Source organism: Bradyrhizobium sp. Leo78 (genome assembly GCF_059512425.1).
This window is the reverse complement of record NZ_JCAMOT010000002.1, coordinates 308,156-329,222: the sequence shown is the minus strand read 5'-3', so window position 1 is coordinate 329,222 and position 21,067 is coordinate 308,156. Positions and strand designations below refer to the sequence as shown.

The following is a 21,067-nucleotide window of genomic DNA, read 5'->3' as shown; positions in this document are numbered from 1 at the left end:
GGCTGAACCGCCGCATGCGCCCTAAATCAGCACCCATGATGACACTCGCCATCCACGATCAGCGTTTGGCCAAGTCGGGCCTCCAGAGTGCCGCGCAGCGCGACTACGATTCGGTACGGCGCGCGATTGCCTTCATCTCCGAGCGTTGGCGCGCGCAACCGACCATCGAGGCGGTGGCGGACGCCGCCGGTGTGACGCCTGACGAGCTGCATCACCTGTTCCGCCGCTGGGCCGGGCTCACGCCAAAGGCGTTCATGCAGGCGCTCACCCTCGATCATGCCAAGAACCTGCTCCGCGATTCCGCCAGTGTGCTCGATGCCGCGCTCGATTCAGGACTGTCAGGCCCCGGCCGGTTGCACGATCTCTTCGTCACCCATGAAGCGATGTCGCCGGGCGAATGGAAGATTGGCGGCGCCGGCATGACGCTGAACTACGGCTTCCACCCCTCGCCATTCGGAACCGCGATCGTGATCGCCACCAGCCGCGGTCTGGCCGGTCTCGCCTTCGCCGATCCCGGCGACGAAGCAACCGCATTTGCCGACCTGCGCCGGCGCTGGCCGAACGCGACCTATGTGGAGGACGCCGAAGGCACCGCTCCGATTGCACAGCGTGTCTTCGACACGAAACTCTGGCGGCCAGACCAGCCGCTGCGCGTGGTCCTGATCGGCACCGATTTCGAGGTGCGGGTGTGGGAGACGTTGCTGAGGATCCCGATGGGGCGCGCAGTGTCGTATTCCGACATCGCCTGCAAGATCAACAGCCCGAAGGCCTCGCGCGCCGTCGGCGCCGCAGTCGGCCGCAACCCCGTGTCGTTCGTGGTTCCCTGCCATCGCGCGCTCGGCAAAAGCGGCGCGCTGACCGGCTATCATTGGGGCATCACCCGCAAGCAGGCGATGCTCGGCTGGGAAGCCGGGCAGTTGGGATTGCAGTAGTGGAGCAGCTCGCAGGATAGGCAGAGCGCAGCGAAACCCATCGCACGATCAGCGATCCAACCGCTTCCAGAACACCGCCGTGTCGCAGAGCCTGCCGTCAGGAAACAGCGCGTAGTTCGGGATGATCCCGCTCTCGGTCCAGCCGGCGCGCTTGTAGAGGCGATAGCCGTTCTCGCCCGGCACGGTGTCGAGCACGAGCAGCCAGCGGCCGCGCCTGATGGCTTCGACTTCGATCTGCGCCATTAGAGCTGCGCCGATGCCGCGCCCACGGACGGAACGGTGTACCAGCATCTTTTTCAGATCGGCGCGGTGCGGCTGGTTGGGCGGCGTGTCGAGACCCAACTGGACCGTGCCGACAATCTTGCCATCGAGCTTTGCTGTAAGCAGGACAGTCTCGCCTGACGCGACCGCGTCCGCGACCTTACGAAAGTACGCAAGCCCGTCGGCTTGCGAGAACGGTGCCATGAAGCTGACACTGGCGCCGCCCTCGACACAATCGACGAGGACCGATGCGAGTTGCTCAAGGGCTGCGTCCGGTACGGGCGCGTCGAGAACGGATATCTCGACGCTGCCGCTCACGCCGCCAGGTCAATTTTGGAGGCGACGGTGGAGTCGGCGTTGAGGCGGTAGATGATTGGTGCGCCGGTCGCCAGCTCGCGCTTCACGATCTGCTCGGGCGACAGTTTCTCCAGCACCATGATCAGCGCGCGTAGCGAATTGCCGTGGGCGGCGACCAGCGTGCGCTCGCCGCGCAGCACGCAGGGCAGGATTTCCTGCACGTAATAGGGCAGCGCGCGCGCCAGCGTATCCTTCAGGCTTTCGCCGCCGGGCGGCGACACGTCGTAGGAGCGGCGCCAGATCAGGACCTGCTCTTCGCCCCACTTCTTGCGGGCGTCGTCCTTGTTGAGACCGGAGAGATCGCCGTAATCGCGTTCATTGAGCGCGACGTCCTTGAGCGTCTTCAATCCGGTCTGGCCGATTTCGGCGAGTGCCAGATCCAGCGTATGCTGCGCGCGCTTCAACACCGAAGTAAAGGCGATATCGAACGACAGTCCCTGCGCCTTCAACTTGCGCCCGGCCTCTTTTGCTTCAGCGATGCCCTGCTCGGTAAGACCGGGGTCCTTCCAACCGGTGAAGAGATTCTTCAGATTCCATTCACTCTGGCCATGGCGCACCAGCACGAGAAGACGATCGCTCATTCCAAATTCCGTTCTTGTTTGAGCATTATCATATCGGAAAACCGGTCCCGCTTTTCCGGATCATGCGTTAGACGTCGGACAGCCCCAGCACATCCATCATGGAGTATAGCCCGGGCTCCTTGCCATGTGCCCATAGCGCCGCCTTGATCGCGCCATGCGCAAAGATCATGCGGTCCTCGGCAAGGTGCGATAGCGTGATGCGCTCATGCGGTCCCGCGAAGATCACGCTGTGGTCGCCGGGCACCGTGCCGCCGCGGAGCGACGCAAAGCCGATATCGCCGGTGCGGCGCTCCCCGGTGTGGCCGTCGCGGCCGCGCACCGAGTGCTTCTCGAGCGCAACACCGCGGCCCGCGGCGGCGGCTTCGCCGAGCAGGAGAGCGGTGCCGGAGGGCGCGTCAACCTTGGCCTTGTGGTGCATCTCGACGATCTCGATGTCGAAGGCGTTGTCGAGCGATTTCGCGACCTGCTTGACGACGGCCGCCAGGATGTTGACGCCGAGGCTCATATTGCCTGATTTCACCACCACGGCGCGGTTGGTGACGCTTCGGATCACCGCGTCGTCGGACGCTGACAGCCCGGTGGTGCCGATGACATGGACGAGTCCACGCTGGACCGCGATCGCGACATTGGCGATCGTTGCCGCCGGCACGGTGAAATCCAGGATGCCGTCGGCATTGGCCGAGAGCGACCAAAGATCAGCCGATAATTTGACGCCGTTGGCCGGCAGGCCCGCGAGCACGCCGGCGTCCTCTCCGAGGAGGTCAGAACCGGGCGCTTCCAGCGCACCGGTCAGAACCGCGCCCGAAGTCTCCGAGATGGCGCGCGTCAAGGCGCGGCCCATCCGGCCGCCGGCCCCCGCAACGATCAAGCGCATATCGGCCATGGCTTATCCCTCACCACGCCCTATAGCGGGCGCAGGCCATTCCGGCAACCGAGTCTCTTGCGAGACGTTCCCATAGGCAAGCAAAAGCTGGAAACGAGGCGGGCAGAACGATAGTCCAACCTGGCCCCGCCGGCGGGATCGCCGAGGCCGCCATCTCGCGTGGCTATAGCGCTAGTTCCAACTGCTTTTCCAAGACGACCTGGCCGTCGCGTTCGACAGTATAGGTTGCCTTGTAGGTGCCGCGGCCCCAGCCGTTCGGCGGGCGCTTCTTTCCCGCAAACAACATGTACTGTGCCTTGTTGGTCTGAAGCGGCGCAGCTCGGTTTTCGGCGAGAACTTGTCCCTGCGGGTCCTTGATCACCAGCCCCTGGGTGTCTCCCGCTTTCAGCCCGATGGCACGAACGAAGGCAACAAGCGCGGGGGAATCGGCGGATACGGATTGCCCCTCCGCACTTGCTTCCTCGATGAGTTCCATGGTCGGCGGACCATTCATGAAGCCGGCGTTCAGCACCGCTCGTTCCTGATACGCAAGCCTGGCGCGGAGCGCGGGCTGCCAGAGCGATTCACCGCTGCCGCATGAGCCGGGAACGGCACCATAAGCGAAGGGATCGACGACGGCTCCTTTGTACCTCACAGTGAAATGCAAATGAGGATATTCGGTCAGACCCGACAGACCGATGCGGCCGAGCCGCTGCCCGCGGGCGATGTCGTCGCCGGGCTTCACCGCCAGGCTGCCATTGGCCATATGGCAGTATTGGGTTTCCCAACCGCCAGGATGTTCGATAAGGACGCCGTTGCCGCATTCGACGTCGCGCACGGCCTCGCGAGCTGGCTTGCCGGTGGCGTCGGGCACGCCGTCGCGCATGCGAAGAACGCGGCCGCTTGCGGAAGCGAGCACGTCCACGCCGGATCTTTGCGCCGCGAGCGAGGGTATGCGGAAGTCCGTCCCGTTGTGTGCGTCGTAGGTGAGCGTGCCGCATTTATAATCGCGGCTCGACTGCGAAGGGTCGTCGTCAACATAGTTCTGGATGTAGCAGCTCTGGCCAATCTCGCAGCCGACGGGCATTCCAAGCTCGATGTTCTCCGCGCGCGCGGAGCCGGCAAAGCCGACTGCGGTCGCGATCGCTGCGACGGACCGTATGAAGCTCGTGGATATGGTGGACGGCGTCGCAATCATCTGGCCGAAGCCTATCAGCTATCCAGCGCAGGATCATTTCCTGTCGACTGTTATTCGGACAACGCGTGGCTCGTCACCTTCTCGCGAAGAAGGCCGGCTCAGGACTGCGGCGCGTCGTAGCCTTCGATGATGATGAGATCGGCGATCGAATGCGGCTGGCGGACCTTGATGTTGGCCTGGTATTCTGGCGAGCGATAGCAAGTCAGCGCCGTTTCGTAGTCGGGAAACTCGATCACGACGTTGCGGGAACGGCTCTGGCCTTCGACTGTGGTGAACTTGCCGCCGCGCACGACAAACTTGCCACCGAATTTCTGAAAGATGGCCGCGTTGGCCGCGATGTATGGCTTGTAGCCTTCCTCGTTGTGAACGTCGACGCGTCCGATCCAATATCCCTTGGCCATCCCTTTTTCTCCTTTGTTACCATCCGAGCGCCTGCGCGATCTCAGCCTGGACGGCTTCTGCGGCAGCTTTGGGGTCGGCACCTTCCAGGATCGGCCGTCCGACCACCAGATAGTCAGCGCCGGCGGCGATTGCACGTGACGGCGTCATGATGCGCTTCTGATCGCCGCTCGCGGAACCGGCCGGGCGGATGCCTGGTGTCACCAGCTTCATCTGGTGCCCGACGATCTTGCGCAGCGAGGCCGCCTCCTCCGGCGAACTCACGAGCCCATCGACGCCGAGCACCTGCGCCTGCTGGGCGCGCGCCTCGACGAGATCGGCAACGTTGAAGCGATAGCCGGCGGCGTGGAGATCATTGTCGTCATAGGACGTCAGCACCGTGACCGCGAGAATCCTGAGGTTCGATCCCGCGCGCGCTTCGACGGCGGCCTTCATGGTCTGCGGATAGGCGTGCACGGTGAGGAAGGTCGCGCCAAGCGTCGCGATGCTCTCGACGCCGCGCGCCACCGTGTTGCCGATGTCATGCAGCTTGAGATCGACGAAGACCTTCTTGCCGGCGCTTGCGAGCGCGCGCACCAGCGGCAGGCCGCCGGCATAAGCGAGCTGATAGCCGATCTTGTAGAAATTCACGCTGTCGCCGAGTTTGTCGATCATCGCTTCCGCTACGATGACGCTGGGCAAATCGAGGGCCACGATCAATCGGTCCTTCGGCGCGATATCGGCTGGCTGCATGTCACCTCACATCATGCGTTGAGAAAGGTCGATCAATTGCCGCACCATTGCCTGCATCGCCTCGATATCGGCGGGATGCCTTAAGCGATCCATATCGTCATAGGCATGTTCGGCAAATGACAGCGCGAGCTGGTTCGGGATCACGGGGGCCTGGCAGGCCGACAGGATGAGGCGCAGCGCCGCCAATGCGCGGCTGCCGCCGAGCCGGCCACCGGAGGCGGCAGCGATGGCGAAGACACGATCGCGAAACACCTGGCCGCGGGTCTCATGGGCATCCTGCACGCGGCTCACCCAATCGATGGTGTTCTTGACCAGCGGCGGCACCGAGGAATTATATTCCGGCGTCACGATCAGGACGCCATGATGCGCGCCGATCATGCGCTTGAGATTGATCGCGTTCTTCGGCACGCCGGATTTTGCCTGCAGGTCACCGTCGTAGATCGGCAGCGGAAAATCGGCCAAAGAGATGCGGCTGACCTCGGCGCCCGCCTGCGCGAATTCATGCGCCGCAACGGCCGCGAGCTTCGCGTTGAGCGAGCCTGATCGCAGCGACCCCGGGATCACAAGTATTTTCAGCGCAGACATTATTTTTGAATCGCGTTCGGCAGACCCGCCGCGCGACGCGCGGGTGTCACCGCCCTTTGCGATACACCCAGACCCGGGCGGGCGGAAGGTTCATCCAGATCCGCTCGGAAGCTTCTGTGGACACGCCCGGCAGCGATTTCGGGATCGGCGGGACGACCGAATAGGTGAATTGGACGAAGGGAGCGCCCGGCGCCAGGGCCGCGAAGGCGTCGCGGATCAATCTCAGGCGCGTGATCATCGGTTTGGTGACCAGCGGCAGGCCGGAAACCATCGCTGCGGCCGGCGCGGGTAAAGCGTCCCAGAGCGATTCCCGAAGCCTGTAGGCGTCGCCCTGCACCACCTTGGCCTGCGGATAGCGCTCGCGCAGCAGCGCGCAGAAGCCGGGATTGTATTCGACCAGCACGAGCCGCTTCTGATCGACGCCATGTTCGATCAGCGCGTTGGTGATCGCACCGGTCCCGGGACCAAGTTCGACGACGGGACCTTCCGATCTGACATCGACATATTGCGCCATCGTGCGCGCGAGCAACCGGCCTGACGGCATCACCGCGCCAACATGCAGCGGTTTTTCGATCCATGACCGGAGGAAGCGGACCTCGTCGTCGAGACGGGGCTTCTTCAACGGACGCACGGACGATTGCAGGGGCATGTCGCTACCAGGCGGGACCGCGCGAGCGGCTGTCAGAAAACAGTCATAAAGAGGTATAGGTCGAAGCCGTTATGGTCAAGCAGATCGCCCGCGCATCTGTTCCGCCGAACCGCAACGCAGTTCGGCGATAACGCTATGCACCAATTTGGATTTCGGCACTGTTACGCCCATCGCTTCCGCGACCACGCTAGGTACCCGTCCGAGTGCCGAAGAAGTCCTTGACCTTGGAGAAGAAACCTACCGCTTCCGGTTGCGTCGCGCCGGAGGAGAGCTTTTCGAACTCCGTCAGCAATTCCTGCTGCTTCTTGGTCAGATTCTGGGGCGTTTCGACCACGACCTGGACATACATGTCGCCGGTCTGGCGCGAGCGCAGCACCGGCATGCCCTTTGATGCAATGCGGAATCGGCGGCCGGATTGCGTTCCGGCCGGTACCTTCACCTTGGTCTTGCCCTTGTCGATGGTCGGCACATCGAACTCGCCACCCAGGGCCGCGGTGACCATCGAGATCGGCACCCGGCAGTGCAGGTCGGCGCCATCGCGCTGGAAGAACGCGTGCTGGGTCAGCGACAGGAAGATGTAGAGGTCGCCGGACGGGCCGCCGCGGACGCCGGCTTCGCCCTCGCCTGCGAGGCGAATGCGGGTGCCATCCTCGACGCCCTGGGGAATATTGACCGACAGCGTCCGCTCGCGTGTGACCCGACCGGAGCCAGAGCAAGACGGACAGGCGTCTTCGATCATCTGGCCGCGGCCCTGGCAGCCGGGGCAGGTGCGCTCCAGCGTGAAGAAGCCCTGGGCCTGGCGGATGCGGCCGGCGCCGCCGCACATCGAGCAGGTCTTCGGCTTGGTGCCGGCCTTGGCGCCGGTGCCGGAGCAGGATTCGCAGGTGACGGAGACGGGTATTTCGATCTGCGCGGTCTTGCCGAGATACGCTTCCTCGAGCGTGATCTCCATGTTGTAGCGAAGATCGGCGCCGCGCTCGCGGCCACCGCTACGCCGCTGCCCGGCCATGCCGAACAGGTCTTCGAAAATATCGGAGAAGGAAGAGGCAAAACCAGCGCCGAAGCCCGGGCCGCCGCCGCCCATGCCGTGCTCGAACGCGGCATGGCCGTAGCGGTCATAAGCAGCACGCTTGTCGTTGTCCTTCAGGACCTCGTAGGCTTCGTTGATTTCCTTGAACTTCACCTCGCTCGTGGCATCGCCGGGATTGCGGTCCGGATGCCATTTCATCGCGAGCTTACGGAAAGCCGATTTCAGCTTGGTTTCGTCCGCGTTCCGCTCGACCTCGAGGGTCTCGTAATAGCAGCGCTTGGTAGACATCAGTCAAACCCGCCCGAATTCATCCTCATGCCGGACCATGCGTTCGGCAAGATGCAGTGTCCGGCTTAACGAAAAATGACCCCCATCCATGGAGACGCTCGGCGCGCTCTTGGCATGGGGGTCATCATCCTACGCCCGCGTCTTAAGCAGACTTCTTGTTCTTGTCGTCGTCGACCTCGGTGAACTCCGCGTCGACGACATCATCCTTCGCAGCGTCCTTGGCGGCATCGCTTTCGGCCTGCTGTTTGTACATGGCTTCGCCGAGCTTCATCGAAGCCTGCGCCAGCGCGTTGGTCTTGGCCTTGATCGCTTCGGCATCATTGCCCTTCAAGGCTTCCTTCAGGTCGCTGACGGCGTCCTCGATGGCGCGGCGCTCGGTCTCGGCGACCTTCGAGCCATGCTCGGCCAGCGCCTTCTCGGTGGAATGCACCAGCGCGTCCGCATGATTCTTGGCGTCGACGGCCTCACGCCGCTTCTTGTCCTCGGCCGCGTTGGCCTCGGCGTCCTTGACCATCTTCTCGATGTCGGTTTCGGAGAGGCCGCCGGATGCCTGGATCCGGATCTGCTGCTCCTTGCCGGTCGCCTTGTCCTTGGCCGAGACGTTGACGATGCCGTTGGCGTCGATGTCGAAGGTCACCTCGATCTGCGGCATGCCGCGCGGGGCCGGCGGAATGCCCATCAGGTCGAACTGGCCGAGCATCTTGTTGTCGGCCGCCATTTCACGCTCGCCCTGGAAGACGCGGATGGTGACCGCGTTCTGGTTATCCTCAGCGGTCGAGAACACCTGGCTCTTCTTGGTCGGGATCGTGGTGTTGCGGTCGATGATGCGGGTGAACACGCCGCCCAGCGTCTCGATGCCGAGCGACAGCGGGGTCACGTCGAGCAGCAGGACGTCCTTGACGTCGCCCTGCAGCACGCCGGCCTGGATCGCAGCACCGATGGCGACGACCTCATCCGGGTTGACGCCCTTGTGCGGCTCCTTGCCGAACAACTGCTTCACCACTTCCTGAACCTTCGGCATGCGGGTCATGCCGCCGACCAGCACCACCTCGCCGACTTCGGCGGCGGTGAGGCCGGCATCCTTCAGCGCCTTGCGGCAGGGCTCAATGGTCTTCTGGATGAGTTCGTCAACCAGTGCCTCGAACTTGGCGCGGGTCAGCTTCATCGTCAGATGCTTCGGCCCGGTCTGGTCGGCCGTGATGAAGGGCAGGTTGATCTCGGTCTGCGTCGTCGACGACAATTCGATCTTGGCCTTCTCAGCGGCTTCCTTCAGGCGCTGCAAGGCAAGCTTGTCATTGCGCAGGTTGATGCCCTGCTCCTTCTGGAATTCGTCGGCGAGATAGCTGACGAGCCGCATGTCGAAATCTTCGCCGCCGAGGAAGGTGTCGCCGTTGGTCGACTTCACCTCGAACACGCCGTCGCCGATTTCCAGGATCGAGATATCGAAGGTGCCGCCGCCGAGGTCGTACACCGCGATCGTGCCGGACTTGGTCTTGTCGAGACCGTAAGCAAGCGCGGCCGCGGTCGGCTCGTTGATGATGCGCAGCACTTCAAGGCCCGCAATCTTGCCGGCGTCCTTGGTGGCCTGGCGTTGCGCGTCGTTGAAGTAGGCGGGAACCGTGATGACGGCCTGATCGACCTTCTGGCCGAGATGCGCTTCCGCGGTCTCCTTCATCTTCTGCAGGATGAAGGCGGAGACCTGGGAGGGCGAATAGGTCTTGCCGTCGGCCTCGACCCAGGCATCGCCGTTCGATGCCTTGACGATCTTGTAGGGGACAAGCTTCTTGTCCTTCTCGACCATCGGGTCGTCATAGCGGCGGCCGATGAGGCGCTTCACCGCAAAGAATGTCCGTTCAGGGTTGGTCACCGCCTGGCGCTTGGCCGGCTGACCGACGAGGCGCTCGCCATCATCGGTGAGGGCGACGATCGACGGCGTCGTCCGCATGCCCTCGGAATTCTCGATGACCTTCGCGTTCTTGCCATCCATTACGGCAACGCACGAATTCGTGGTGCCGAGGTCGATCCCTATGACCTTTCCCATGATTCTGATTTCCTTCTTTCTAAGGCAGGTTGGCTGGGCCCTGACGGCGCACCGAACCGAACCCCCACACGTTCAAATGCTCGCGATATTGCGACGATGAGCCTCATATAGGAGGGGGGGTAAGGCCTGCAAGGACTGGACGCAACCTTGAGGTCTGAAAAGACTGACGTTTGAAAGATTGTGTCAGTCCGGCCCGGGACCTGTCTGGTCCTGTTTTGGTCCCAGGCTTGGTCTTGGGGCCCACATTAACGAATGCGCAAGAAAGCTGCGACATTGCACCCTGTGCCATCAGGCTGCATGGAGCCGCCCGCCCCTGTCGTCGGGCCATCAAAACCGCTAAAAGCGGGCCAACTGAACGAGGCCCGACAGCTTGCGGCCCGCACCGGCCGCCCATTGAACGGCTTCAATGCCAAACCCGGTAGATCCTTGACATGAACCCCATTCGCCTCCTCGCCGCGGTCACCCTGTTCGTTGCCGCCGCATTTCCCGCCTTTGCCGCGGACGTGGTCTTTCCGCCGGGCGCCCGGGTCGGGATGAAGCCGCTGGTGGGGCTCAATCGCGCGAAAACCTTCACCGGCTTCGAGACCGAGGACCAGGGCGTCAAGGTGCTGGTCACCGACCTGCCGGCGGAGGCCTATGGCGAGGTCGCCAACGCCTTCAAGGCGAACCCGGGCGGCACCGGCGGGATCAAGCCGGAGAGCATCGAGACCGCTGCCGGCCTTGCCTATTACACGGTCGAGAATGCCAAGGATGGCGCCGGCGCTGTGCGGCGCTATTCGATGATCCTGCCCGGGCCGACCTTCTCCGGCTACGTCGCCATGCAGGTCCCGGAGAATGCCGCCAGGATCTATACCGATGACGCCGTCCGCCAGATGTTTTCGACAGCCGCGATCCGGGATCAGGTTCCGGTCGACGAGCAGCTCGGGCTGATGCCGTTCAAGATGACCGAACTGGCGAACTTCAAGAACGTCCGCACGCTGGCACCCGGCGCCGCGCTGATCGTCGCCGATGGCGACGAGAAGAGCGGGTTCGAGGTGGCGCCCTTCATGATCATCGGCATCATCGGCTCGACCGCCGCCTCTCCCGATGATCGCGGCCGTTTTGCCCAGCAGATCGCGACCACGATTCCCGGCGTGCGCGACGGACGGATCACGATGTCGGAGCCGATCCGCATCGATGGCCAGCCCGGCTATGAGACACGGATCGATGCGGTGAGCGGCAAGGACAATACGCCGGTGACCATCGTGCAATGGCTGCGGTTCGGTGCGCAGACCTCGCTGCGCATCATCGGCTCCTCGCCGCGCGATCAATGGTCGACCGCATTCCCGCGCTTCCGCAGCGTGCGCGACGGAATTCAGCCGCGATAACATCTATCTCTGCCGGCCTTTGTCGAGGCCGGCATTAACAGCATTCCGTCAGCCGATGCGTTGAGCAGATTCAGTTCTGCTGTGCGGCGGAAGCCGGCGCGGTTTTTGCGCCGCCCTTGGAGACACCGACCAGCGCCGGACGCAGCACGCGATCGCCGATCGTATAGCCGGCCTGGACCACCTGCACCACTGTGCCCGAGGGCACGGAGGGGTCGGGAACCTCGTACATCGCCTGCTGAAAGTTCGGATCGAACTTCTCGCCGGTGGGATCGAACTTCTTGACGCCGTTCTTCTCCAGCGTGGCGTGCAGCGAACGCTCGGTCAATTCGACACCCTCGATCAGGGCCTTCAGCCCGGGGTCGGCGGCCGCCTTGGCCTCCGCCGGGACGGCGTCGAGGGCACGCTGCAGATTGTCGGCGATGTCGAGGATGTCGCGGGCAAAGCCGGTGATGCCATAAGCGCGCGCATCCGCGATCTCGCGGCTGGTGCGCTTGCGCAGGTTTTCCATCTCGGCCAGCGTGCGCAACGTCCGATCGCGCGCTTCATTGAGCTCCTTGGTCAAGGCTTCCGCCGATCCCTGTTCGGGATCGTCGGGCATGACGTAGGGCTTCGAGACCACGGGCTCGCCTGTCTGCGCCGGGTTCTCGGCGTTGTCGTTTGGCCGGTTCGGATCGGTCATGGCTTGCCTTTTCGAAAAATCACGTCTGATCAACAGTTAAGGATTGGCTGGCCCGGATATCGTGCTTTGGGCCATGAAAATCAAGCGCAACCGGCCCCGTTTCGGGGTTAGAGCGTTTTCGAGCGAAGCATGCCCTCGGACCTGATCCGAGGGTGGACACCGCTTCGCGTGAAGAAAGCGCGTCAAAACAAGAATCTAGAGTTCCGGTTCTGATTCCATCAGAACCGGAAATGCTCTAGCCGCCGAGGATCCTGCTGACGAGGCGCGCGGCATAGTCCACGGTCGGGATCACCCGCGCATAATTCAGCCGGGTTGGCCCGATCACGCCGAGCACGCCCACGATACGGCCGGCGCCGTCGCTATAGGGCGCAACGATGGTCGAGGACCCCGACAGCGAGAACAATTTGTTCTCCGACCCGATGAAGATCCGCACGCCATCGGCGCTTTCCGCACGCCCCAGAAGGTCGATCACGCCGCGCTTGGTCTCGAGATCATCGAACAGCGACTTGATGCGCTCGAGATCCTCGAGCGCATGCAAATCCTCCAAGAGATTGGCGTGCCCGCGCACGATGAGCTGCCGGTCTTCATTGTCGCCGCCCGACCAGCTCGCAAGCCCTGCAGAGATCACCTTCTGCGTCAATTGATCGAGCTCGGCGCGACTTTGTCCCAGCGCGGTCTCGAGTTCGAGCCGCGCTTCGGCGAGCGTACGGCCGAGGATGCGTGCATTGAGGAAGTTGGTGGCCTCGATCAGTGCCGAGGATGGAACACCCGGCGGCAAGCTCAGCACCCGGTTCTCGACCTGCCCGTCTTCGCCGACCAGCACCACCAGCGCACGTTCCGGCTCCAGCCGCACGAACTCGATATGCTTCAGCCGCGCATTGGATTTGGGCGTCAGCACCACGGCGGCGGCGCGGGTGAGGCCGGATAGCCGGATCAAGGCCTCATCGAGCGCTGCCTCGACCGACTGCGCGCGGCCGACAGTAGCCAATTGGCTCTGGATCGATTGCCGTTCCGCCTCCGTGAGATGGCCGACCTGCATCAGCGCATCGACGAAAAAGCGCAGGCCCAATTCGGTCGGCAGTCGGCCGGCGGAGGTATGCGGCGCGTAGATCAGTCCGAGTTGTTCGAGATCGGACATCACATTGCGCACCGAGGCCGGCGACAGCGGCAGCGCGATCAGACGCGAGATGTTACGCGAGCCGACCGGCTCGCCGGTCGCCAGATAACTTTCGACGATTTGACGAAAAATGTCGCGCGAACGCTCGTTGAGCTGGGCAAGCCCGGCGTGCGGCGCGATCAAACCAACCGGTTCGTGTTGAGCCACAATAACTCCCTCACAACTGCCTCTAATTTGACCATCCACACGCCCGGTGACAAGCGTGCATTACCCGCCCGGAAGCCGGCCAAAAAGCTTGCCGCTGCGGCTGCCCGCTCCTACAAGCACCGCCAGCCATATCGCTCGAATTCCCGGAGGATTCCCATGCGGCCAAGCCGCCGTGCACCCGACGAACTGCGCCCCGTCTCATTGGAACGCGGCGTGGTCAAATATGCCGAGGGTTCCTGCATGGTGAAATTCGGCGACACCCATGTGCTGGTCACTGCGACCCTGGAAGACCGCCTGCCGCCATGGCTGAAGGGCCAGGGCCGCGGCTGGGTCACCGCCGAATACGGCATGCTGCCCCGCGCCACGCTGGAACGTACCCGGCGCGAGGCCTCCGCCGGCAAGCAGGGCGGGCGTACCATCGAGATTCAGCGCCTGATCGGCCGTTCGCTCCGTGCCACCATCGATCTGGAAGCGCTGGGCGAGCGCCAGATCACGGTCGATTGCGACGTGCTGCAGGCCGATGGCGGCACGCGCACCGCCTCGATCACCGGCGCCTGGGTCGCGCTTGCCGACTGCATCAACTGGATGAAGACCCGCAACATGCTGAAAACCAACGTGTTGCGCGACAACGTCGCGGCCATCTCCTGCGGCATCTATAATGGCACGCCGGTGCTCGACCTCGACTATGCCGAGGATTCTGAAGCCGAGACCGACGCCAACTTCGTCATGACCGGCGACGGCCGCATCATCGAGGTACAGGGCACCGCGGAAAAGACGCCGTTCTCGCAGGACGAGTTCCTGGCGCTGATGGCGCTGGCGCGCAAGGGCGTGGCGCGGCTGGTCGACTTGCAGAAAATGGCAGTGGCGTAGTCAATAGGCCATGCACCGCCGAATCACTGGAAAGCTCGTGATCGCGACCCACAATCCCGGCAAGCTTGCCGAGATGCGCGAATTGCTGGCGCCGCATGGCGTGGAGGCGATCTCGGCAGGCGATCTCGGTCTTGGCGAGCCTGAGGAGACCGGCGACAGTTTTCGCGCCAATGCCGCGATCAAGGCGATTGCGGCAGCCAAGGCCGCCGATCTCCCGGCATTTGCCGATGATTCCGGGCTGGTGGTCGACGCGCTGGACGGCGCCCCCGGCATCTATTCGGCGCGCTGGGCCGGCGAAAACAAGGATTTCACCGCCGCGATGACGCAGATCGAGCGCCTCTTGCAGGAACGTAGCGCCACGGCGCCCGACCGCCGGAGCGCTCATTTCGTTTCCGCGCTCTGCGTCGCCTGGCCGGATGGGCACCTCGAAGAGGTCGAAGCGCGTGCCGATGGAACTTTGGTGTGGCCGCCGCGCGGCACCGCGGGTTTCGGCTATGATCCCATGTTCCTGCCGGATGGCCATACCCGCACCTTCGGCGAGATGACGAGCGTCGAGAAGCACGGGCTGCCGCCGCTCGGACTCGGCCTGTCGCACCGGGCCCGTGCCTTCGTCAAATTGGCGGAGATATGCCTTGACTGACCGGGACCAGGCAGCCTTCGGCGTCTACGTGCACTGGCCGTTCTGCCTGTCGAAATGCCCGTATTGTGATTTCAACAGCCACGTCAGGCATACGCAGATCGATGAGGCGCGCTTTGCCCGTGCCTTTGCGCGCGAGATCGAGACCACCGCGGCGCGCGTCCCCGGCCGCGAAGTGTCCTCGATCTTCCTCGGCGGCGGTACGCCGTCATTGATGCAGCCGCAGACGGTCGGCGCGATCCTGGATGCGATCGGCAAGTATTGGCGCGTCGCTCCCGATGTCGAAGTGACACTGGAAGCCAATCCGACGAGCGTCGAAGCCACACGGTTTCGCGGCTATCGCGCCGCCGGCGTCAACCGCGTATCGCTCGGCGTGCAGGCGCTCGATGATGCCTCGCTGAAGGCGCTGGGGCGATTACACACTGCGCGCGAAGCGCTCGATGCGGTCGCCGTCGCCCGTCAATCTTTCGATCGCTATTCCTTCGACCTGATCTACGCCCGGCCCGATCAAACTCCCGCGATGTGGGCCGACGAACTGAAGCATGCGATCGCGGAAGCCGCCGAGCATCTGTCGCTCTATCAACTCACGATCGAGGAAGGCACGCCGTTCTTTGGCCTGCATGCCGCCGGCAAATTGCAGACGCCGGACGAGGCGGTCGCGCGCGCGCTTTACGACGTGACGCAAGAGGTCTGTACGCAAGCAGGCCTGCCGGCCTACGAGATCTCCAATCACGCCCGCCCCGGCGCGGAGTGCCGGCACAATCTCGTCTATTGGCGTGGCGACGAATATGCCGGCATCGGCCCGGGCGCACATGGCCGCCTCGACATCAACGGCCGCCGTCACGCCACCGCGACCGAGAAGCGGCCGGAAGCCTGGGTGATGCGTGTCGAAACCAATGGCAGCGGCGTCATCACGGACGAGGTGCTCAACAGCGAGGAGCGCGCCGACGAATTCCTGCTGATGGGGCTTCGTCTCGCCGAAGGCATCGACCCCACGCGCTATGCGTCGCTCTCAGGCCGTGCACTCGACCCGCGCCGCATCGCGGTGCTGCGCGAAGAGGGCGCCATCATCGTCGACACCGACGGACGGCTACGCGTGACCAAGTCAGGTTTCCCGGTGCTGGATGCCGTGGTGGCGGATTTGGCCGCGTAGTCGACGCACAATTCGTAGCCCGGGTGGAGCGAAGCGCAATCCGGGGCCTCTCCATCCGCACGCGACAGAATCCCGGGTTGCGCTGCGCTTCACCGGGCTACGGCCGCTTCATCACGCCCCAAAACTCTTCGGTGAGCCCGCGACCGCCTGGGCGCCGCTGGTCGCAACCTTCATCACCGCAAGGCCGCGTTCGTTGGTGCCGTCAGCGCGGAAGCGGAACAGGCCGTCGATACCGGCGAAGCCGGAAGGATTGGTCAGCGTTTCCTGCTGGAAGCGCTGAGCACCTTGCGTCCGCGCCAGCGCGGCCACCAGCGCAACGCCATCATAGGCGAGCGTTGCGGTGCGCACGGGCTCGGAGCCGTATTTGCTGCGGTAACGTCCCGCGAAGGCGCGGAAGCCGGACGGATCCGGCGCGGCAAACAAACCGCCCTGCAGCGCCTGGTTCGCGAACACCCGCGGATTGTCCCACAGGCCGGTGCCCAGAAGCTGGATGTTGCGCAGATTGGCGCCGGCTGCGGTCAGCGCGTCTGCCGTCGCTACCACCGAATCACCGTCATCGGCGAGCAACAGCGCATCGGCCTGGGCGAGCGACTGCGCCACCGTGCGTGCCGGCGTGGCGCGATCGGCGCCGTATTTTTCGAACGCGACGACGCGGCCCTTGCGGCCGGCCACCTGCTTGAACGCGGCTTCGACCACATTGCCATAGGCATTGTCGGGAACCAGCGCGGCGAAAGAGCGCTTTCCAATGCTCGCGGAATATTCGACGATCCGGTTGATGTCAGACTCCGGCAGGAAGCTCAGGAGATAGACGCCGCGTCCCGCCACGCTCGAATCCGTCGAGAACGCGATTACTGAGATACCGCGCCCGCGCGCCACCTGGGCGACGGCCGGCACCGACTGCGCGAACAGCGGGCCCAAAATGATCTCCGCGCCCTCGCCGATCGCCTGCTGCGCGCCCTGGGAGGCGCCCTGCGGACTGCCGCCATCGTCCTTGATCAGGAGCTGGATGTTCGGGTTCTGGAATTCCGCCAGCGCCAGTTCGGCGGCGTTCTTCATCGACTGCCCGGCAAGGCCGGCATTGCCGGCCGCCGACAGCGGCAAGATCAACCCTACTTTGACCTGCCCGTTGCCGATCGCCTGCGGCTGCTGCTGCGGTCCGGCGGGGGCTGCTTCCGGCTGCGGCGAGCCGGACGGACTGGTAAACTGGCTAAGGGTCTGCTGCACCCCCGAGCAGGCGGCCAGCAGGGGAGCACCCAGCATCAGGCCGAGTGCTGTCCGGCGGGTCGCGGCGGAACCTTGCAGACCCGGGGATTTTGGTTTGCGGCTATGCGGGCCCACCATCTCGTCTCTTCTCTTGACCGGCCGTGTTCGGGCCGGGATTCCAACTGCCGAACCAATGGAGGATGGAATCAGGCATATTGTCGGCGAATAGTTAACCAAAACAAAGGGATTATCCCCATGGTGAATTGCCGGCTGTGGACCGCGAACCCCTCACCAAATGCGCAGCACAGCCGCCCCCACTCCGCAAGACGCAAGCACGTTATGGCGCCGGCGCTCTCCCACTCTTCGTTCGAGCACGATCTTTCGGAAAACCGGTGTCCACTTTTCCGGATGATGCTCTAGATTGGCACTATGCGCGCAAAAGCCAGCTCAAGATACGGCGCTGACGCCGGGACGGACGTCCCCAACAGGACATTTTCCATCGGCGGTCATGTGCTGAACGCGCCAAAGCCGGTTCCCGGCCTCCATCTGGTTGCAACACCAATCGGAAATCTCGCCGACATCACCCTTCGCGCGCTGGAGACACTCGCCGGCGCGGACCTGATCGCCTGCGAGGACACCCGCATCACCCGCCGTTTGACCGAGCGTTACACGATTGCAGCCGAGCTGACCCCCTACCATGAGCACAATGCGGCCCAGGCCCGGCCAAAAATCCTGCAGCGGCTGGCCGAGGGCGCCGCGATCGCGCTGGTCTCCGACGCCGGCACGCCGCTGATCTCCGACCCCGGCTTCAAGCTGGTGCGCGAGGCCTGCGCCGCCGGGCACCACGTGGTCGCGGTACCCGGGGCATCATCGGTACTGACGGCGCTCTCGGTCGCGGCGCTGCCGACCGACCGCTTTTTCTTCGAGGGCTTCTTGCCTGCGAAGGAACAGGCCCGGCGCACGCGGCTCTCTGAGCTCGCCAGGATCGACTCAACGCTGGTGCTGTTCGAATCCGGCAGCCGCGTGCAGGAGACGCTTACCGACCTCGCCGCGATCATGGGCGGGCGCGACGCCGCGATCTGCCGCGAGCTGACAAAACTGCACGAAGAGATCAGGCGCGCCCCGATCGCCGAACTGGCGGCGGCCAGGGACGCGGTGGAGACGCGCGGCGAATTTGTGCTGGTGATCGGTCCGCCGCCGGCGGACGCGCAGGTGATGGGGCAGGATCAGCTCGACGAACTGCTGCGCGCGTCACTCCTGCGCGACAGCGTCAAGGATGCGGTTGCGCATGCAGTCGAGCTTTCCGGCCGACCGCGTCGCGAGGTCTATGCCCGCGCTCTCGAACTCGCAAAGGAACTGCGGGGCGACGATGGCCAAGAGTGACGGCAGCTCGCCGCAGGGGGCGGACATAAAGCTCGCCTCGCCCGAACGGGTCGCTGCGTTCCGCACCGGGCTATCGGCGGAAAGCCGCGCCGCGGCCTATCTGATGGCCAAGGGCTATCGCATTCTCGCCAAGCGCTTCCGCACGCCCTATGGCGAGATCGACCTGGTGGTGCGCAAGCGCAACCTGCTCGCCTTCGTCGAGGTCAAGGCCCGCGCCAGCTTTGATGAGGCCGCCTATGCCGTCACGCCGCGCCAGCAACAGCGCATCATTGCTGCGGCCCAGGCCTGGCTGATGGCGCATCCCGAACATGCGGAATTCGACATGCGTTTCGACGCCATGCTGATTGCGCCCAGGCATCTGCCGCGCCATCTGTTAGCGGCGTTCGACGCCAGCGCATGACTTCCTCGAGAGACCGGACCCAAAGCCCATGAAATTGAACGTCGCCGTCCAGATGGATCCCATTGAGCGCATCAACATCCGCGGCGATTCGACGTTCGCGCTGCTGCTCGAAGCGCAGAAGCGCGGCCACGGCATTTCCTATTACACGCCTGACAAGCTCTCGCTGCGCGGCGACGAACTGGTGGCGCCGGTGCAGGTCCTTTCCGTGCGTGACGAGATCGGCGATCACTTCTCGCTCGGCGAGCCGAAGCGCGAGCCGCTGACCAATTTCGACGTGATCCTGCTGCGGCAGGATCCGCCGTTCGATCTCGCCTACATCACTTCGACGCATTTGCTCGAGCGCCTTCACCCGAAGACCCTGGTCGTCAACAATCCTGCCAGCGTCCGCGATGCGCCGGAAAAGCTGTTCGTGATGAACTTTCCGCAGCTCATGCCGCCGACATTGATCTCGCGCGACCTCGACGAGATCAACGCCTTCCGCGACGAGCATGGCGCTGTCGTCATGAAACCGTTGCACGGCCATGGCGGCGCCGCGGTGTTCCGCGTCATGCCCCAGGACATGAATTTCGGCTCGCTGTTCGACATGTTTTCGGTGACGTTCAAGGAGCCCTGGGTGATCCAGCGCTTCCTTCCCGAGGTCAAGCATGGCGACAAGCGCATCATCCTGGTCAACGGCGAATTCGCCGGTGCCGTCAACCGCGTGCCGGCGGCGGACGATTTGCGCTCCAACATGGTGCGCGGCGGCGCGGCGCAGTCGACCGAACTCTCCGACCGCGAGCGCAAGATCTGCACGACGCTCGGCCCGGCCTTGCGCGAGCGTGGCCTGTTGTTCGTCGGCATCGACGTGATCGACGGCTATCTCACCGAGATCAACGTCACCTCGCCAACCGGCATCCGCGCTATCTCGCGGCTCGGCGGTCCGGACGTGGCCGCCAGGATCTGGGACGTGATCGAATCAAAGCGCACGAAATCGTAAGGCCCGTTCGTCTTCCTTCCTCTCTGAGACCTCTTGTCAGCTTGCGGCAGCGGGCGCAGCATGCCCCTGCTCGCCTTCAAGTCGCGGGGCAGGACCTGTTCGCGGGCGGCAAGGCGGCGACTTGCCAAAGATAACTCGACAAAAATGTGGAGGAAAAGCATGACGATCAATGTCTCGCGAAGGTCCCTGCTCGCGCTCGGCGCCGGCCTTGGTGCAAGCACGCTGCTCGGCGGCAGCGCGCTGGCACGCGCGCCGAAGCTCGGCACGCAAACGCCTTATTGGCACCGCTTCATTCTCGGCGATGCCGAAGTCACCGTCGTCTCCGACGGCCCGCTGCCGCTCGGCGATCCCTCCGGCACCTTCACCGGCGTGCCGAAGGAAGAAGTGAAGAAGATGCTGTCGGACAATTTCCTGTCGCCCGACAATGTCGTGCTGGAGCAGAATTCGCCGATCGTGAACACCGGCGACAAGCTGATCCTGTTCGACACCGGCATGGGCACGTCGAAAGCGTTCGGTCCGACCACCGGCCGCCAGCAGAAGAGCATGGCGGAGGCTGGCATCAAGCCTGAGGACATCGACGCCGTCGTCTGCTCGCATGCGCATATCGACCACATCGGCGGCATCGTCGATGCCAACGACAAGCCGCTATTCCCGAACGCGCAGGTCTATATCGCCCAGAGCGACTTCGACTACTGGACCGACGAAGGCAAGATGGGCAGCCCGCTGAAGGATTTTGTCATTCACGCGCGCAAGAATCTCATGCCGGTCCGCGACCGCCTGGTGTTCTTCAAGGACGGCCAGGAATTCCTGCCCGGCGTGCAGGCGATCGCAGCGCCCGGCCACACCGTCGGCCATCACATCTTCATGGTGAGCTCGGCCGGCAAATCCTTCGCCTTCCTCGGCGATCTCTCGCATCACGCGGTGCTGCTGCTCGAGCGGCCGCGGATGGAGTTCTCCTACGATACCGACCCGAAGCAGGCGGCGGCCTCGCGGGTGAGACTGCTGGAGATGCTGGCGGCCAACAAGATCCCGGTGATGTCCTATCACTTCGCCTGGCCCGGTTACGGCCATGTCGCCAAGGTCGGCGACGGCTTCCATTATTATCCCGAACCGATGCAGATGACGCTGTAAGCCTGCCCGGGCTCTGGGACGGCCGCGCG

General features: G+C 64.0%; 22 protein-coding genes. 9 read left to right on the top strand and 13 right to left on the bottom strand.

From position 1 onward, the window contains the following. Window positions 1–35: 35 nt before the first annotated feature. The gene (locus tag AC5ZG1_RS04010) at window positions 36–932 is read left to right on the top strand and encodes a methylated-DNA--[protein]-cysteine S-methyltransferase (protein WP_456644539.1); all 897 of its coding nucleotides are present in this window, start codon (window positions 36–38) and stop codon (window positions 930–932) included. A 48-nt stretch (window positions 933–980) separates the two neighbouring features. Here AC5ZG1_RS04010 and AC5ZG1_RS04005 read toward each other — a convergent pair whose 3' ends face one another. From AC5ZG1_RS04005 to dnaK, 10 genes are all read right to left on the bottom strand, one after another. Then, window positions 981–1,511, bottom strand: a complete 531-nt coding sequence (locus AC5ZG1_RS04005; RefSeq protein WP_496132030.1) for a GNAT family N-acetyltransferase — start codon at window positions 1,509–1,511, stop codon at window positions 981–983. Beyond that, entirely contained in the window at window positions 1,508–2,131 is a 624-nt protein-coding gene (locus AC5ZG1_RS04000; protein WP_496132029.1) for a 2,3-bisphosphoglycerate-dependent phosphoglycerate mutase, read from the bottom strand. The genes AC5ZG1_RS04005 and AC5ZG1_RS04000 overlap by 4 nt, the downstream gene beginning before the upstream one ends. A gap of 67 nt (window positions 2,132–2,198) precedes the next feature. Further along, entirely contained in the window at window positions 2,199–3,014 is an 816-nt protein-coding gene (dapB, locus tag AC5ZG1_RS03995; RefSeq protein WP_496132028.1) for a 4-hydroxy-tetrahydrodipicolinate reductase, read from the bottom strand. A gap of 163 nt (window positions 3,015–3,177) precedes the next feature. Then, window positions 3,178–4,191 (bottom strand): M23 family metallopeptidase, encoded by a 1,014-nt coding sequence (locus AC5ZG1_RS03990; RefSeq protein WP_496132027.1) that lies wholly within the window; start codon window positions 4,189–4,191, stop codon window positions 3,178–3,180. A gap of 98 nt (window positions 4,192–4,289) precedes the next feature. Continuing rightward, the gene (locus AC5ZG1_RS03985; RefSeq protein ID WP_456644543.1) at window positions 4,290–4,592 is read right to left on the bottom strand and encodes a DUF1330 domain-containing protein; all 303 of its coding nucleotides are present in this window, start codon (window positions 4,590–4,592) and stop codon (window positions 4,290–4,292) included. A gap of 16 nt (window positions 4,593–4,608) precedes the next feature. After that, the gene (pyrF, locus tag AC5ZG1_RS03980; RefSeq protein ID WP_456644544.1) at window positions 4,609–5,322 is read right to left on the bottom strand and encodes an orotidine-5'-phosphate decarboxylase; all 714 of its coding nucleotides are present in this window, start codon (window positions 5,320–5,322) and stop codon (window positions 4,609–4,611) included. Between the two features lie 6 nt (window positions 5,323–5,328). Beyond that, window positions 5,329–5,907, bottom strand: a complete 579-nt coding sequence (locus tag AC5ZG1_RS03975) for an NADPH-dependent FMN reductase (RefSeq protein ID WP_130225531.1) — start codon at window positions 5,905–5,907, stop codon at window positions 5,329–5,331. Between the two features lie 46 nt (window positions 5,908–5,953). Continuing rightward, entirely contained in the window at window positions 5,954–6,556 is a 603-nt protein-coding gene (locus AC5ZG1_RS03970; RefSeq protein WP_130225530.1) for a class I SAM-dependent methyltransferase, read from the bottom strand. A gap of 187 nt (window positions 6,557–6,743) precedes the next feature. Continuing rightward, window positions 6,744–7,874 (bottom strand): molecular chaperone DnaJ, encoded by a 1,131-nt coding sequence (gene dnaJ, locus AC5ZG1_RS03965; RefSeq protein ID WP_456644546.1) that lies wholly within the window; start codon window positions 7,872–7,874, stop codon window positions 6,744–6,746. A gap of 142 nt (window positions 7,875–8,016) precedes the next feature. Then, window positions 8,017–9,915: a molecular chaperone DnaK gene (dnaK, locus tag AC5ZG1_RS03960; protein WP_130225528.1), complete on the bottom strand. Its 1,899-nt coding sequence runs from the start codon at window positions 9,913–9,915 to the stop codon at window positions 8,017–8,019. Between the two features lie 431 nt (window positions 9,916–10,346). On the opposite strand from dnaK, the gene AC5ZG1_RS03955 reads away from it, so the two are divergent. Further along, window positions 10,347–11,282, top strand: coding sequence for a hypothetical protein (locus AC5ZG1_RS03955; protein WP_496132026.1), 936 nt, complete (start codon window positions 10,347–10,349; stop codon window positions 11,280–11,282). Window positions 11,283–11,352: 70 nt separating this feature from the next. Here the strand turns inward: AC5ZG1_RS03955 and grpE are convergent, their stop codons facing one another. Both grpE and hrcA read right to left on the bottom strand, forming a co-directional pair. After that, window positions 11,353–11,961, bottom strand: coding sequence for a nucleotide exchange factor GrpE (gene grpE, locus AC5ZG1_RS03950; RefSeq protein WP_028164802.1), 609 nt, complete (start codon window positions 11,959–11,961; stop codon window positions 11,353–11,355). A gap of 235 nt (window positions 11,962–12,196) precedes the next feature. Then, window positions 12,197–13,285 carry a heat-inducible transcriptional repressor HrcA gene (gene hrcA / locus AC5ZG1_RS03945; protein WP_028164801.1) on the bottom strand — a complete coding sequence of 363 codons (1,089 nt, stop codon included), beginning with the start codon at window positions 13,283–13,285 and terminating at the stop codon, window positions 12,197–12,199. Window positions 13,286–13,441: 156 nt separating this feature from the next. Between hrcA and rph the strand changes: the two genes are divergently transcribed. Genes rph through hemW form a run of 3 tightly spaced genes read left to right on the top strand, consistent with a single transcriptional unit; the run spans window position 13,442 to window position 15,945 of the window. After that, window positions 13,442–14,155 (top strand): ribonuclease PH, encoded by a 714-nt coding sequence (gene rph, locus AC5ZG1_RS03940; protein WP_028164800.1) that lies wholly within the window; start codon window positions 13,442–13,444, stop codon window positions 14,153–14,155. Window positions 14,156–14,165: 10 nt separating this feature from the next. After that, entirely contained in the window at window positions 14,166–14,795 is a 630-nt protein-coding gene (gene rdgB, locus AC5ZG1_RS03935) for an RdgB/HAM1 family non-canonical purine NTP pyrophosphatase (RefSeq protein WP_456644548.1), read from the top strand. Then, window positions 14,788–15,945 (top strand): radical SAM family heme chaperone HemW, encoded by a 1,158-nt coding sequence (gene hemW / locus AC5ZG1_RS03930; protein ID WP_456644549.1) that lies wholly within the window; start codon window positions 14,788–14,790, stop codon window positions 15,943–15,945. The genes rdgB and hemW overlap by 8 nt, the downstream gene beginning before the upstream one ends. A gap of 111 nt (window positions 15,946–16,056) precedes the next feature. Here hemW and AC5ZG1_RS03925 read toward each other — a convergent pair whose 3' ends face one another. Next, the gene (locus tag AC5ZG1_RS03925; protein ID WP_130225524.1) at window positions 16,057–17,286 is read right to left on the bottom strand and encodes a penicillin-binding protein activator; all 1,230 of its coding nucleotides are present in this window, start codon (window positions 17,284–17,286) and stop codon (window positions 16,057–16,059) included. 291 nt (window positions 17,287–17,577) lie between these two features. Between AC5ZG1_RS03925 and rsmI the strand changes: the two genes are divergently transcribed. The 4 genes from rsmI (at window position 17,578) to AC5ZG1_RS03905 (ending at window position 21,038) form a co-directional block, all read left to right on the top strand. Beyond that, window positions 17,578–18,531, top strand: coding sequence for a 16S rRNA (cytidine(1402)-2'-O)-methyltransferase (gene rsmI, locus AC5ZG1_RS03920; protein WP_496132025.1), 954 nt, complete (start codon window positions 17,578–17,580; stop codon window positions 18,529–18,531). Continuing rightward, window positions 18,518–18,931 (top strand): YraN family protein, encoded by a 414-nt coding sequence (locus AC5ZG1_RS03915; protein WP_496132024.1) that lies wholly within the window; start codon window positions 18,518–18,520, stop codon window positions 18,929–18,931. Before rsmI ends, AC5ZG1_RS03915 begins: the two co-directional genes overlap by 14 nt. 28 nt (window positions 18,932–18,959) lie before the next feature. Next, window positions 18,960–19,907: a glutathione synthase gene (gene gshB / locus AC5ZG1_RS03910; protein WP_496132023.1), complete on the top strand. Its 948-nt coding sequence runs from the start codon at window positions 18,960–18,962 to the stop codon at window positions 19,905–19,907. Between the two features lie 159 nt (window positions 19,908–20,066). Further along, window positions 20,067–21,038: an MBL fold metallo-hydrolase gene (locus tag AC5ZG1_RS03905; RefSeq protein ID WP_496132022.1), complete on the top strand. Its 972-nt coding sequence runs from the start codon at window positions 20,067–20,069 to the stop codon at window positions 21,036–21,038. The last annotated feature ends 29 nt before the right edge of the window (window positions 21,039–21,067 follow it).

Excerpts from the sequence above, each read along its gene's own strand:
- AC5ZG1_RS03975 (WP_130225531.1), bottom strand. The coding sequence starts at position 5,907 with ATGTCTGCGCTGAAAATACTTGTGATCCCGGGGTCGCTGCGATCAGGC.
- AC5ZG1_RS03970 (WP_130225530.1), bottom strand. The coding sequence starts at position 6,556 with ATGCCCCTGCAATCGTCCGTGCGTCCGTTGAAGAAGCCCCGTCTCGAC.
- AC5ZG1_RS04010 (WP_456644539.1), top strand. The coding sequence starts at position 36 with ATGATGACACTCGCCATCCACGATCAGCGTTTGGCCAAGTCGGGCCTC.
- dnaJ (WP_456644546.1), bottom strand. The coding sequence starts at position 7,874 with ATGTCTACCAAGCGCTGCTATTACGAGACCCTCGAGGTCGAGCGGAAC.
- AC5ZG1_RS03990 (WP_496132027.1), bottom strand. The coding sequence starts at position 4,191 with ATGATTGCGACGCCGTCCACCATATCCACGAGCTTCATACGGTCCGTC.
- AC5ZG1_RS03915 (WP_496132024.1), top strand. The coding sequence starts at position 18,518 with ATGGCCAAGAGTGACGGCAGCTCGCCGCAGGGGGCGGACATAAAGCTC.
- dnaK (WP_130225528.1), bottom strand. The coding sequence starts at position 9,915 with ATGGGAAAGGTCATAGGGATCGACCTCGGCACCACGAATTCGTGCGTT.
- AC5ZG1_RS03955 (WP_496132026.1), top strand. The coding sequence starts at position 10,347 with ATGAACCCCATTCGCCTCCTCGCCGCGGTCACCCTGTTCGTTGCCGCC.
- pyrF (WP_456644544.1), bottom strand. The coding sequence starts at position 5,322 with ATGCAGCCAGCCGATATCGCGCCGAAGGACCGATTGATCGTGGCCCTC.
- AC5ZG1_RS03985 (WP_456644543.1), bottom strand. The coding sequence starts at position 4,592 with ATGGCCAAGGGATATTGGATCGGACGCGTCGACGTTCACAACGAGGAA.
- AC5ZG1_RS03925 (WP_130225524.1), bottom strand. The coding sequence starts at position 17,286 with ATGGTGGGCCCGCATAGCCGCAAACCAAAATCCCCGGGTCTGCAAGGT.
- grpE (WP_028164802.1), bottom strand. The coding sequence starts at position 11,961 with ATGACCGATCCGAACCGGCCAAACGACAACGCCGAGAACCCGGCGCAG.
- AC5ZG1_RS03905 (WP_496132022.1), top strand. The coding sequence starts at position 20,067 with ATGACGATCAATGTCTCGCGAAGGTCCCTGCTCGCGCTCGGCGCCGGC.
- rph (WP_028164800.1), top strand. The coding sequence starts at position 13,442 with ATGCGGCCAAGCCGCCGTGCACCCGACGAACTGCGCCCCGTCTCATTG.
- rsmI (WP_496132025.1), top strand. The coding sequence starts at position 17,578 with ATGCGCGCAAAAGCCAGCTCAAGATACGGCGCTGACGCCGGGACGGAC.
- gshB (WP_496132023.1), top strand. The coding sequence starts at position 18,960 with ATGAAATTGAACGTCGCCGTCCAGATGGATCCCATTGAGCGCATCAAC.
- AC5ZG1_RS04000 (WP_496132029.1), bottom strand. The coding sequence starts at position 2,131 with ATGAGCGATCGTCTTCTCGTGCTGGTGCGCCATGGCCAGAGTGAATGG.
- rdgB (WP_456644548.1), top strand. The coding sequence starts at position 14,166 with ATGCACCGCCGAATCACTGGAAAGCTCGTGATCGCGACCCACAATCCC.
- dapB (WP_496132028.1), bottom strand. The coding sequence starts at position 3,014 with ATGGCCGATATGCGCTTGATCGTTGCGGGGGCCGGCGGCCGGATGGGC.